Origin of the sequence: Kribbella sp. NBC_01245 (genome assembly GCF_036226525.1) — a bacterium.
Classification (GTDB): domain Bacteria; phylum Actinomycetota; class Actinomycetes; order Propionibacteriales; family Kribbellaceae; genus Kribbella.
Genome location: NZ_CP108487.1, coordinates 2,767,513 through 2,779,581 on the forward strand (window position 1 = coordinate 2,767,513; position 12,069 = coordinate 2,779,581).

The 12,069-nt window shown below is 69.1% G+C and carries 14 protein-coding genes; 10 read left to right on the top strand and 4 right to left on the bottom strand.

Features of this window, described 5'->3' with window-relative positions:
* Positions 1 to 20 precede the first annotated feature (20 nt).
* From OG394_RS12160 to ybaK, 3 genes are all read left to right on the top strand, one after another.
* Positions 21 to 512 (top strand): suppressor of fused domain protein, encoded by a 492-nt coding sequence (locus tag OG394_RS12160; protein WP_328995330.1) that lies wholly within the window; start codon positions 21 to 23, stop codon positions 510 to 512.
* A gap of 222 nt (positions 513 to 734) precedes the next feature.
* On the top strand, positions 735 to 1,055 hold the full coding sequence (locus OG394_RS12165; RefSeq protein ID WP_328995331.1) for a hypothetical protein: 321 nt from the start codon (positions 735 to 737) through the stop codon (positions 1,053 to 1,055).
* A 43-nt stretch (positions 1,056 to 1,098) separates the two neighbouring features.
* On the top strand, positions 1,099 to 1,596 hold the full coding sequence (ybaK, locus tag OG394_RS12170) for a Cys-tRNA(Pro) deacylase (RefSeq protein ID WP_328995333.1): 498 nt from the start codon (positions 1,099 to 1,101) through the stop codon (positions 1,594 to 1,596).
* Here the strand turns inward: ybaK and OG394_RS12175 are convergent.
* Positions 1,491 to 2,108, bottom strand: coding sequence for a hypothetical protein (locus OG394_RS12175; RefSeq protein WP_328995335.1), 618 nt, complete (start codon positions 2,106 to 2,108; stop codon positions 1,491 to 1,493). The genes ybaK and OG394_RS12175 overlap by 106 nt on opposite strands.
* Before the next feature lie 36 nt (positions 2,109 to 2,144).
* Positions 2,145 to 2,828, bottom strand: a complete 684-nt coding sequence (locus OG394_RS12180; RefSeq protein ID WP_328995336.1) for a hypothetical protein — start codon at positions 2,826 to 2,828, stop codon at positions 2,145 to 2,147.
* Positions 2,829 to 2,888: 60 nt separating this feature from the next.
* Between OG394_RS12180 and OG394_RS12185 the strand changes: the two genes are divergently transcribed.
* The 3 genes from OG394_RS12185 to OG394_RS12195 are packed head-to-tail and all read left to right on the top strand — an operon-like array spanning position 2,889 to position 6,405.
* The gene (locus OG394_RS12185; RefSeq protein ID WP_328995339.1) at positions 2,889 to 4,817 is read left to right on the top strand and encodes a sensor histidine kinase; all 1,929 of its coding nucleotides are present in this window, start codon (positions 2,889 to 2,891) and stop codon (positions 4,815 to 4,817) included.
* Positions 4,808 to 5,449 carry a response regulator transcription factor gene (locus OG394_RS12190; protein WP_328995340.1) on the top strand — a complete coding sequence of 214 codons (642 nt, stop codon included), beginning with the start codon at positions 4,808 to 4,810 and terminating at the stop codon, positions 5,447 to 5,449. Before OG394_RS12185 ends, OG394_RS12190 begins: the two co-directional genes overlap by 10 nt.
* Positions 5,446 to 6,405, top strand: coding sequence for a hypothetical protein (locus tag OG394_RS12195; protein ID WP_328995341.1), 960 nt, complete (start codon positions 5,446 to 5,448; stop codon positions 6,403 to 6,405). Before OG394_RS12190 ends, OG394_RS12195 begins: the two co-directional genes overlap by 4 nt.
* 1 nt (position 6,406) lies before the next feature.
* On the opposite strand, the gene OG394_RS12200 is transcribed toward OG394_RS12195, so the two are convergent.
* Both OG394_RS12200 and OG394_RS12205 read right to left on the bottom strand, forming a co-directional pair.
* Positions 6,407 to 8,488 carry a phosphocholine-specific phospholipase C gene (locus OG394_RS12200; RefSeq protein WP_328995342.1) on the bottom strand — a complete coding sequence of 694 codons (2,082 nt, stop codon included), beginning with the start codon at positions 8,486 to 8,488 and terminating at the stop codon, positions 6,407 to 6,409.
* A 198-nt stretch (positions 8,489 to 8,686) separates the two neighbouring features.
* Positions 8,687 to 9,757, bottom strand: coding sequence for a 3-deoxy-7-phosphoheptulonate synthase (locus OG394_RS12205; protein WP_328995343.1), 1,071 nt, complete (start codon positions 9,755 to 9,757; stop codon positions 8,687 to 8,689).
* Positions 9,758 to 10,156: 399 nt separating this feature from the next.
* Between OG394_RS12205 and OG394_RS12210 the strand changes: the two genes are divergently transcribed.
* From OG394_RS12210 to crcB, 4 genes are all read left to right on the top strand, one after another.
* On the top strand, positions 10,157 to 10,651 hold the full coding sequence (locus OG394_RS12210; protein ID WP_328995345.1) for a hypothetical protein: 495 nt from the start codon (positions 10,157 to 10,159) through the stop codon (positions 10,649 to 10,651).
* A gap of 70 nt (positions 10,652 to 10,721) precedes the next feature.
* A complete protein-coding gene (locus tag OG394_RS12215; protein ID WP_328995346.1) occupies positions 10,722 to 11,264 on the top strand; it encodes a histidine phosphatase family protein in 543 nt (180 codons plus the stop codon).
* Positions 11,257 to 11,652 carry a fluoride efflux transporter FluC gene (locus tag OG394_RS12220; RefSeq protein ID WP_328995347.1) on the top strand — a complete coding sequence of 132 codons (396 nt, stop codon included), beginning with the start codon at positions 11,257 to 11,259 and terminating at the stop codon, positions 11,650 to 11,652. The genes OG394_RS12215 and OG394_RS12220 overlap by 8 nt, the downstream gene beginning before the upstream one ends.
* A 31-nt stretch (positions 11,653 to 11,683) precedes the next feature.
* Positions 11,684 to 12,031: a fluoride efflux transporter CrcB gene (gene crcB, locus OG394_RS12225; RefSeq protein ID WP_328995348.1), complete on the top strand. Its 348-nt coding sequence runs from the start codon at positions 11,684 to 11,686 to the stop codon at positions 12,029 to 12,031.
* The last annotated feature ends 38 nt before the right edge of the window (positions 12,032 to 12,069 follow it).

The window sequence follows — 12,069 nt, forward strand, 5'->3', positions numbered from 1 at the left end:
ACGGACGGGACAATGTCCGGATGGAACTCACCGATCACCTCGCCACCCATCTCGGCCCGGGCACACCGGACCAGCGGCTTTGGCGATTCGAAGGGCCGGAGTTCGTGAGTTTCGCCTCGGCCGAACGGTTTGGACAGGTGCTGGTTTGTTCGGTGCGGCCCGGGCAGGACGTCGCGGCGCGCTTCCTCGTCACCGCGGCACTGGACCTGGTCGAGAAGGGCGAGCGCGGTTTGGATTACCTGCAGATCATCCGGAACAACCAGCCACTGCTGGCCCGGACCGCAATCACTGGTCTTTTGGCCGCCAGCCATCCGTACTTGCCGGCGGAATTCAATAGCGCCGACGGCGTCGAGATCCGCACGTTGATCCCGCTGACGGATCCCGAGATCTTTCTCGCGGATGCCTACGGTGCCGACGTTTTGACGGGATTGTTCGAACAAGAAGGCCCGGATCTACTCGATGTCACTCGCGGTCCGGTGTTCGATAGGCGGTCGGAGTCGGCCGAAGATTGAGACACGTGCGCCGAACGCTGGCGTGTCCTGGCTATTTGGCTCTAGCGTTGCCCTCACGCAAATCGCTACAGACCGTTCTTCCCCGCTGACTTTGTGTACTGGTCTCCAGGCCTGTGGCGAACCTTTGGGCTGTACACGGCCGCCACGTCGAGACGGGGAAAGGACAATGGATAACTCCGGTTACTGTTTCCAAACAGCTCTCTTTGAGGCCGAGGTCCTGCGGTGAAACCCCAGACCTTCGAGCTAGTTCGTTACACCGACATCAGCGGCGTCTCCGGCACCGGCACGGTCGCCGAAGGCTGCGTGTTCACCGACGGCTCGGTCGCCCTGCGCTGGCACGGTGCCAACCCGTCGACCGCGGTCTGGCCGGACCTCGACTCGATCATCGCCGTGCACGGCCACTGCGGCGCGACCGTGGTGCGCTGGCTGGACGTCTCCGAGATGGAGCCCGTCCCCGGCACGGACCTGCTGCCCGGCGAACTCGCGCACATCCTCGCGACCGGTAGGCAGACCCGGCGCCCCAAGTTCGCCACCACCGCTTGACCGCACCAGCTTTCGCGTCATCGCGGGCATTAGGCTGCGCGGCATGGCTCGCGCGAAACAATCGGCCGGTACGCCGGCGACCGTCGCTCTGACCAAGGCCGCGGTGCCGTTCACCGTGCACGCGTACGAGCATGACCCGGCCGCGGCGTCGTACGGCCTCGAAGCCGCCGCCGCGCTCGGGCTCGAACCGGGCCAGGTGTTCAAGACGCTGCTGGTCGAGGCCGACGGCAAACTCGGCGTGGGCATCGTGCCGGTCGATCGCCAGCTCGACCTGAAGGCGATCGCCACCGCGCTCGGTGCGAAGAAGGCCGTGATGGCCGACCCCGCCGCGGCCGAACGCACCACCGGGTACGTCGTCGGCGGTATCAGCCCGATCGGCCAGAAGAAGGCGCTGCCGACCGTGCTCGACGACAGCGCCCTCCTCCACGACCACGTCTACGTCTCCGGCGGCCGCCGCGGCCTGGACCTCGGCCTCGCCCCCACCGACCTCGTCGCCGCGACCAAGGCCGGCGTCGCCCCGATCGCCCGGGTGGCGAGGTAGAGCCAGGTCGGACCCCAGAGCAGTCCGAGGAGCGGGAAGTGCACGGCGGTTGCCGGGGTGTAGAAGGATGCGGCGACGAAGCCGGCCAGGAGAACGACGAAAGGCAGCAACCGGTCGACGCCGCCGAGGATGTGTGCGCGGACCGTCGCGACGCCAAGGACGGCAAGCCCGCCGAACATGAGGAGCATGCTCGCGACAATGGCGCCGTCGGCCGCCGCGTTGGGATCGGCGATGAGCAGAACCGAGACCGCGAGCCGGACGAACCCGCCGACCGCGACAAGGCCCGCACCGATCACCGCTGCCCTTCGGGGCCGCGCGAAATCCGCTGCCGCCCAGGCGATTGCGCCGGCGGCCATGCCGATGATCGCGACACCCCAGATGGCTTCGTAGCCGCGGGTTTCGACAATCGCCGGGTACCCCACCACGAGTGCGATCACGCCGTACGCGATCTGCACGACGGCACCGGCGGCGCCGATGACACCGGCAAGCCGTACAAGTTGGGATCTGGACATGTCGCCACTCTCCTTTGTCCTGGGTGAGCACAGAACTCAGGCGTTGCGGGCGGTGAAGCCCACGACGGAAATCGACGCCCCATAGATGCCAATTGCCAGCGCCATCACGGGCGTCAAGATCAGCCCGAGCAGGGCCGCCGTCACCACGCCAGAAGCAAGTACGGCAACGCTGAAGGGCGTTCGACGGGCTCGGACCTCCGCGATGCCGGCCACCAGCATGGCGAGGGCGGAGACCAGCGTGCCGAGGCCGAAGAGCAGCCCGGTGACCAGGCCGACGGTCGGGTCCTCCAGCAGCCGATCGCGCATCGGGATGCTCGCGATCTCGCCCGCGAAAAGGAGCAGCGTGGCACCGGCCGCCAGCGTGAGCCCACCCCGGCCGGCCGCGGTGCGGGCTCGGTCGCGCACAGCCCACAGGCCATAGGCGATGAGCACGTGCAAGACGGCGTAAAGAAGGGACACCCAGATGAGAGCAGTCGACGACCACGGGGAGGAGAAGCGGTCGTCGGAGACATCCGTGAGCGGGATCGCGACAACCTGGACGGCAACTCCGCAGACCAGGGTGAGAATGCCGCCCGCGACGAGGTGCGGGACAACCGTGCGGGTCGGGGTGAGCTGGGTGGACATGATGACCTCCGGATCGGTGAACGTGAGGTCCAGCGTCGCCCCGGGGCCCGGCTTCACACATCGGTCAAGACCCGCGTTCGCACTACGTGCCAGCACCTACCGCGAACGAGGCCGAACCCGCTCCCCCAGCCGACGTTCTACTGCCACACTCGCACCATGGCAAAGGGCATCGTCGTGGTCGTCGTGGCGCTCACCGTGGCGTGCGAGGTGGCCGCGGTGTCCCTCGCCACCGACTCGGCCGTCGTCCGCGTCGCCTACGCGGTGTACGCCGTCACTCAGGCCGTGGCCGGAGCCCTGATCGTGTGGCGGCATCCCCGGCACGTGATCGGGTGGCTGCTCGCCGGCTTCGCGCTCTGGAACGCTGCGGTCTCGGACGCTGCCCTCGCGTACGGCCAGCGGGCGGCCGTCAACGGATGGCCGCTCGCGGACCTTGCACAGCTGACCGGGCTCGTGTCGTGGATCATCGCCGGGGCCGGCCTCTGGGCTCTGTTCGTGCTGTTCCCGGATGGGCGGCTGCCCGGGCGGCGCTGGTGGGTGGTCCCGATCGGCTGGGCCATCGGTGCCGCGCTGGCCATCCCGGGCTGGTCGTTCAACCCGGCGCTGGGAAGCGAGTTCGAGTCGGGCGTGAACCCCTTCGCCCGCGACGACCTCCCGACCGGCCCGATGTTCGCGGTCGGGGCCGGCCTGGTCGGCGGCAGCCTCGTGTTGTCGGTGCTGGCGTTGGCGCTGCGTTTCCGGCGTTCCCGTGGCGTCGAGCGTCAGCAGATCAAGTGGGTGTTGCTTGCGGCCGGGGTGCTCGGCGTCCTCTTGCCGGTCTCGTCGGCACTGTGGACCACGTGGCCGCCGATCCAGGTGATCGTCGCGCTCACCTTTCCGCTGCTACCCATCGCCGCCTGCGTCGCGCTGCTGCGCTACCACCTGTACGACATCGATCTGGTGGTCAGCCGCACGGTCAGCTGGGCGCTGCTCACGGTGACGCTTTTCGGAGGCTACGCCGCGGTGGTGCTGATGGCGGGTCTGGTGTTCGCTTCACCCGCCTCGGCCGCGCTCGGAGCCTTGGTCGTGGCGGTGGCTTTCCGTCCCCTGCGTGACCGGTTGCAGAACGCGGTCGACCGCAGGTTCCGGCGTGCTCGCTATGAGGTGCGCCGGGCGATGTCCGACTTCGTTGATCGGGTACGCCGAGGCGAGGCCGCGGCGGACGACGTCGAACAGGCGCTGCGGTCGGCGGTGGGCGACCCCGACCTCGAACTCGTACTCCGGCCACGCTCGACGTACGACATCCCGCCCGGTCGTACGGCACTGACGGCAGGCCCTGCCATCGTGATCCACCGCGTCGAGGACTCCGGTCTGGTAGCCGACGCCACCAACGCGGGGCGGCTGGCGATCGAGATCGCCGCGCTGCAAGGCGAACTCCGGCATCAGCTCACCGAGCTCACGGCGTCCCGGTCGCGCATCGTCGCCGTCGCCGACGAGGAGCGCCACAAGATCGCCCGTGACCTCCACGACGGCGCCCAGCAGCGGCTGATCGCGATCGGGCTGGTCCTGCGGCATGTCCAGCACCGGCTGCGGGACAGCCAGTCCGAGGACGTCAGCCGAGACCTGGACGTCAGCCGGGACCTGGACGGCGATGTCAGCCGGGACCTGGACGGCGCGGTCGCCGAGCTCACCAACTCCATCACCGAGTTGCGCTCCCTGGCCGGCGGCCTCCGGCCCGCCGCCCTCGAGTCGGGTCTCGGCGCGGCCCTGCGGGACCTCGCCGCCCGCACGCCCGTCACCACCACGGTGCGCACGACCAACGAGCGGTTCCGCCCGGACCTGGAGGCGGTCGCCTGGTTCGTCGCCTGCGAAGCGGTGACGAACGCGGTCAAGCATGCCCAGGCCGCCGCCCTCACCGTCGAGGTGAGTCGCGACGGCGACAACCTGCTGGTCGCGATCGGCGACGACGGCCGCGGCGGGGCCGAGATCGGCCGAGGGTCCGGCCTGCTGGGACTTTCCGACCGGGTCCTCGCCCGCGGTGGCACCCTGACGGTGCACTCGCCGACCGGTGCCGGGACCCGACTGGAGGCGAGGCTGCCATGCGAGTGATCGTGATCGAGGATCAGGCGCTGCTGCGCGAGGGCCTGGCCCGGCTATTCACCGACGCGGGGCATGAGGTTGCGGGCCGGGCCGGTTCGGCCGAGGGCCTTGACGAGCTCGTGACCTCTGGGCGGCCCGATCTTGTCGTCCTCGACATTCGGATGCCACCGACGTTCACCGACGAAGGGCTCGTCGCGGCCCGGCGCCTCAAGGCCCGCGACGATCCGCCGGGAGTCCTCCTGCTCTCGCAGCACGTCGAGACCGGCCACGTCGTCGACCTGGTCCCACACCCCGGGTTCGGCTACCTGCTCAAGGACCGCGTGCTCGAGGTCGACGAGTTCGTGGCGGCCGCCGAGCGGGTTGCGGCCGGCGGGTCAGTGCTTGACCCCCAGGTCGTCTCCGCGCTGGTCGCTCAGCGCGGACCCGGCCCGCTCGACCGGCTCTCCGAACGGGAGCGCGATGTGCTGGCCCTGATGGCGGAAGGCCTCAACAACGCCGGCATCGCCGACCGGCTGGTACTCAGCCCCCGCACGGTCGAGGCCCACGTGGCTCACGTGCTGACCAAGCTCGACGTCCCCGAGTCCAACGACTCCCACCGGCGAGTGCTGGCAGTACTCACCTACCTCCGAGCCGCACCGTGAACGCGCGCTGGCGGCTGCCGCTCGCCGGCGGCATCGTTGGGCTCACCTGGGCCGCGGGCTTCCGCGGCTGGATGGTGGAGCTGATCGGCGCGGACTCCACGTTCAGCTGGATGACCATCACGCTGATCCTGCTGCCAGGCGCCCTCATCGGGGTGCTGCTCGGACTGGCCGCACAGGCGCAAGAGGCGGGCGTAGTACCCCACCGTGCGCTTGTCTGGGCACCGATGCTGTTCGCTTCGGCATTGCTCGATCCGCGGATCCTCCGGTGGCTCGTACGAACTGGCGAGGGTAGTGGCTCGCTCATGGTGGTGGCCACGGCTCTGTGCACCGGCTACGTCGTGACGCACTGGCGCCTCACCTGGCGCACCTCGCTGTGCGCGCTGGTCGCGGCGAGCGGGACGCTCGTGCTCGGCTTGATGGGGACGATGACCATGCCGCTGAGCACCCCTCGTGGGGCGTGGGTGTGCCTGTACGCCATGTCGTTCATGGTGGTGCTGGGGCTGGCGTCCGCCCTTCCCCATCGCCGGCTCCCTCGCCCCGGCCGGGCCGCGATCGTTGCTATCGGTGCCACCTGCGGCCTGGCCTGGGCATGCGCTCTGCGCAGCTTCATGGTCGCGGTCGCCGGCGACGAATCCACGGTCACGTGGATCAACACGTTCGTCTGGATCCTGCTGATGGGGGCACTCGCCGGCGGTCTGCTGGGCTGGGCCGAGCACCTCCGCCGAAGCGGCCGCCCACGACGCGGGCTGGTGGCGGCGCCACTGCTGTTCGCGGGCCTCGTTGCCTGGGCACTCACCGCAGTCGGCGACTCCACCTTCGCGCTCGACACCGCGCACGGCATCTGGGTGACGACCTTGTTCTACGGCCTGATGGTGACCCTCGCCCTCGGAACCTCGATCCCGCTGCGTCCCGAGAGCGTCGTCACCACCCCGGTCGAGCAGAACGCTGCCGGCTGAGTCAGGGCGTTACACCGGGGCGGCCGGTTTCGACGTGGCCGGTTAGGCGGCGGCGGTAGGACGGGTCTTGCGGCGAGGTGACCTCGACGTCGTACCAGCCCTGGTCGGTCGGCCAGCTCAACGCGCGCGTCTGCCGTCCGCGCAGTTCCACCCGCTGGTCCTTCGCGCCGAAACCGAGGGACTTGACCCGTACGGCGATCGGCCGGGGGCTCGTATTGACCAGCAACAGCTCGAGCCCACTTCGACCCCAGACGGTCCCGAGCCGTACGTCGAGCCCGGCCGCGTCACCCGTGGTGGATCCGGCCAGCTCGAGCCAGAAGCGGTTCGGCCCCTGCACGGCCAACTCGTACGGCCCGGTGACGGCGATCTCCTCGACCCGCTCACCCCGTACGTCGAGGTGGGCCGGCGCCACGAGCTCACCGCCGTACGGGTAGATCGCGAAGTGCGCGGCGGCCGTCCCCCGGTTCGCGAGGCGGAGTCGCAGGGTCTCGCCCGCGAGCACACCCGAGGCCTCCGGGCGGTATGGCAAGGCGCGCGCCGGGCGACGACCCTGCTCCTGCTTCGGCACGGCCTGCGTGCTCGGCGGGACCGGGCGCCAGCGCTCGATCGGCGCCGGGATGGAACCGGGCGTCTCGATCGACGGGCGTCGGCCCGGCCGGTGGAAGTCGAAGATCGAGGTCAGATCGCCACACGCGGTACGGCGCCACTGGCTGATGTTCGGCTCTTGTACCCCGGTCCAGCGCTCGAGCAGCCGAATCACCGAGGTGTGGTCGAACACCTCCGAGTTCACGTGACCGCCGATGGTCCACGGCGAGACGACCGTCATCGGCACGCGCGGGCCGAGGCCGATCGGCTTGCCGTTGTACCAGTCGTCCCCGGCGCCCGACGGCGGCTGCGGCGCGACCGGTGGCGGCACGTGATCGAAGTAGCCGTCGTTCTCGTCGAAGTTGATCAGCAGCACCGTCTTCGACCAGACCTCCGGGTCTGACGCGATGGCGTCGAGCAGGTCGTAGACGAGGTTCGCGCTGCCGACCGGGGTCGACGTACTCGGGTGTTCCGAATCGATTGCCGACGGCACCAACCAGCTCACCCGCGGAAGGTTGCCCTCGGCAATGTCCTGGCGGATGCGCGGCACCAGCGTCTCCGGCTCCGACCGGTACATCGCCTTGCGGAAAAGGGCTTTCTCCTTGCTGGGAAGGGCTTCGACCGCGAGCTCGAACTGCGCCAGCGCGGTCTTTCGCTCGTCCGGCGTCTTCGCGAAGAGCTTGTCGTAGAACTCCTCGGTGGTCCGGTATCCCCCGTCGACCTTCGCCAGGATCTTCTTGCCGATGGCCTTGAAGGTGGCGAAGTACTCGACGGCGTTATCGGTGAAGTTGTCCCACTCCTGGTAGATCTGCCACGACACCCCGGCCTGCTCCAGCCGCTCCGGGTAGGCCGTCCACTGGTAGCCCTTGTGGTCATAGGAGTACGCCGCGTTGGTCACCGCGCGGGCCGTCGTACCGGGCTCGAAACCGGTGGTGCCCGACATCAGGTAGTTCCGGTTCGGATTGGTCGAGCCGTTGACCGAGCAGTGGTAGGCGTCGCAGATCGTGAAGGTCTCCGCAAGCTCGTACTGCAGGGGAATGTCCTGGCGCTCGTAATGCGTCATCGAGGCCGCCGTCTTGGCCGCGATCCAGTCGTCGTTCCAGCCCTTCGACCAGGCCTGGGTGGCGTCGTTGAAGCCGTGCGGCAGGGCGTCGAGGTACTGGATGTCGCCCGCGTCGCGGCCCGAGGCCTCGGCGGCCTCCCGGATCGAGAACGGCAGCACCTCGCCGCCACCCGGCTTCGGCTGGTTCCAGATCGGTTTGCCGTTTCGCTGCCGCAGCGGGGTCTTGTCGCCGTACCCCCGGACGCCGCGCAGCGTGCCGAAGTAGTGGTCGAACGACCGGTTCTCCTGCATCAGGACGATGACGTGCTCGACGGCGGCCAGTCCCCCGGGACGCATCGGCCGCGCCATCGCGGCATGGACCGAAGGCGGCAGCAGCGACAACGCAGCCCCTCCGGCGACGGACCCGAGCACCTGGCGACGCGTGACCTCACTCATGACCCGCACCCTAAAACGACTTCGCGCCGCCTGTCGCCGCACAGCGCGTTGCGACGCCTGCCCTTCCCCAGAAGTTCACCGCCAAGGTTTTTGCGTTCATTCGTCGGAATCCGCCCTCTTCCGGCCGCTCACCTGTACCGGTCCGCTGAGCTGAGAGGGCGGATTCCGACGAATGAACGCAAAAACCTGGACCGGAGGTCAGCTGGTGGTGCGGCGCTTCAGGGCGGCGGCGTGGAGGTTTTCCAGTACGGCTTCGGTGGTTTCCCAGCCCATGCAGGCGTCGGTGACGGACTGGCCGTAGGTGAGCTCGCGGGTCGGGTCGAGGTCTTGCCGGCCCTCGACCAGGAACGACTCCAGCATCACGCCGGTGATCGCCTTGTTGCCCGCGGCAACCTGTGCGCCGATCTCGTCGGCAACGGTCGGCTGGCGACGGTGGTCCTTGCGGCTGTTGCCGTGGCTCGCGTCCACCACCACGCGCTCGGGCAGACCCGCCTTGCGCAGCAGCTCCAGCGCACCCTCGACCGAGGCGGCGTCGTAGTTCGGCCCACCGTCCGCGCCGCGCAGCACCAGGTGGCAGTCGCCATTGCCGCGAGTGTGCAGGATGGCCGGCCGGCCGCTCGCGTCGATACCGGTGAAAACATGCGGTACGGCGGCCGCGCGGATGGCGTCGACGGCCGTCGCGATACTGCCGTCCGGGCGGTTCTTCATGCCGATCGGCATCGACAGACCCGAGGACAACTGGCGGTGCACCTGGCTCTCCACCGTGCGAGCGCCGATCGCACCCCAAGCGACGGTGTCCGCGATGTACTGCGGGGTGATCGGGTCGAGGAACTCGCAACCCACCGGCAGACCGCGCGACAGCACCTCCAGCAACAGCGTGCGGGCCGTACGCAGACCCGTGTTCACGTCACCCGAACCGTCCAGCGCGGGGTCGTTGATCAGGCCCTTCCAGCCCAGCGTGGACCGCGGCTTCTCGAAGTACACCCGCATCACCACCAGCAGCCCGTCGGACAGTCGCTCGGCCGCGACCCGCAGCCGGTCGGCGTACTCCAGAGCGGCCGTGGCGTCGTGCACCGAACAGGGGCCGACGACAACCATCAGGCGGTCGTCCGTGCCGTCGAGCACGTCCGTGACCGCTCGACGGCCGGCCAGCACCGTGTCGGTCAGCCGTTCATCGAGGACGTGGTCGGCGAGTAACTCGGACGGGGTGACGAGCGGCACGACCTTGTCGATGCGGCGGTCGACGACGCTGGCTGGGGTGGTGTTCACGAGATTCATTGTGGGTGCCTTTCCGCCGGCGGCCACGGAAAGACCCGAGATCAGCGCCGGCTGGGAACGAGAAAAGGCAAGGACGGTTGTCCTTGCCTCGAGCCGGCTTCAGTGATCTTGGGGCGTCAGCTTGCAGCTGAGTCGCCCGGCACCGAGGCCGGCCACTCAAAAAACTGCCAATAGCTGCGCTTCACGTCGAACAGAGTACACGAAACGAGATGGCCGTCTCACGGGAGTAACCAGTCCGGCCGGTTCGTCGTTGAGGTCGTAAGCCGGACAACCCTGGGTCCGGCACCCGTCCGTGAAGGGACACACCGCCGTGGTACTTCGGCTTGGGGGCCGGCATATTCCGCACGAATCCGGTCCATTCGTGACCGCCTCGATCTGGGCCGGCAGGTGATGCCCCGGACCTTCGAGCTGGTTCGTCATGCCGACCTGAGTGGCGTCTCCGGTACCGGGGTGGTGGCCGAGGGATGCGTGTTCACCGACGGCTCGGTCGCGCTGCGCTGGCGCGGCGACAACCCGGCCACGGCCGTCTGGCCCGACCTCGACTCGGTCCTGGCCGTGCACGGTCATCACGGCGCCACCGAGGTGAACTGGCTCGACGCGATCGACCGCAGCGCCTTCCGCGCCCCGAACCTGCCGACCCTCCCGTCAGTTCAGGAGGCATCGGTGTCAGTTGAGGAGGTTGCGGTTGAGGATGTCGCGGTTGAGGCCGAGCCGGAGTGGGTCGATGTCGTGGATCCGGCGCCTCTTGGACATCACCGTGGTGAGGACATCTGGGGCGATCTGCTGAGCGGTCGACCCAGTCACGGTTTCCGGCCCTCGACGCCGGCCGGATCGTTCGTTGGTGAACCCTCTCCCCGGGCCCGCGGCCGCCACTTCCGGTCATGATGCCGATGACCGCGGGTGACCGACACCTGACCAGGAAGCGAACCACGGGTTTCTCGGGTAGAACTGCCTCGTGACACTGATCTACCTGGTCCGGCACGGCGAGCCGGACTACGAACCGATCGACAGCCGCGGTTGGCCCGGCCTGTCCGCCGGACTCGCCACGTTGACCCCGGTCGGCATCAAACAGGCCCAGGCCGTAGCCGACGAGCTCAGCGGCGTCGGCGCGAACTACTTGGTCACCTCGCCGTACACCCGGGCCATCCAAAGTGCCAGCGTGATCGGGCATCGGCTGGCGCTCGGCGTCCGGGTCGACTTCGATTTCGGCGACTGGTTGCCCGATACCGCCGGCAGCTGGCGCGGTCCGGCCGACGTACGGGCCGCCGCCGCGGAGCTGACCGAGTTCGACGGCGAGTGGCCCGACGGCGTACCGCGTAATTGGGAGCCGCTCTCCCGCGTCCGCGAACGCGCTCGCGCCGCCATGCGGCGCTGCACCACGATCACCGACGGCCCCATCCTGGTCATCACCCACAACCGCGTAATCCAGGCGATCACCGGCGAAGCCAACACACCGCACGGCGGCCATCACCGCCTCTGGTTCGACCCGGATGCCTGACCCCCCACGGCTGTCGGCCACTCTCACGGTGATCGCCGTCGGCGGTGCGGTCGGTGCCGTCTGCCGGTACGGGCTGGCCGAGGCGATCCCGCATTCCCCGGGCGCCTTCCCCTGGGCGACCTTCGCAACGAACGTCCTCGGGTGCCTGCTGATCGGCGCGCTGCTCGCCTGGCTCCATGATTCTCGCCGCGATCGGCCGCTGCTCGCCGCCTTCGCCGCGACGGGGGTGCTCGGCGGTTTCACCACCTTTTCGACGTACGCCGTGGAGACGCGCGGCCTGCTTGCGGACCACCCGGTGACCGCCTTCGTCTACCTGTTCGGCACCCTTGCCGCCGCACTGATCGCAGTATTCGCCGGCGGATCAGCCGTTCGGGCGACCCGACGATGATCCCTCGTACGGTCCCTCTGGTGGTGAGGGGATGAGCCTGCTGCTGGTTGCTGCCGGTGCCGCGGTCGGCGCGCCGCTGCGCTATCTGGTGGATCGCTGGATCACGCGGCTGACGGGCGGCTCGTTCCCGTGGGGAATCCTGCTGGTCAACGTGCTGGGCAGTTTCGTACTCGGCCTGACCGCCACCCATTCCGATCGAGTGGTCTCGCTGCTGATCGGCGTCGGCTTCTGCGGCGCCTTCACGACGTACAGCACCTTCGCCGCCCTCACCGTCGGCCTCGCCGAGTCGCAACGCCCGCGCGCCGCCCTCGCCAACGCCCTCCTCAGCCTCACCGCCTGCCTACTAGCTGCCCTCCTCGGGCACGCCCTCAGCACCTAACCGGGTCCCCGGCGCCGTGGGCTTCGACCACTCGCGGC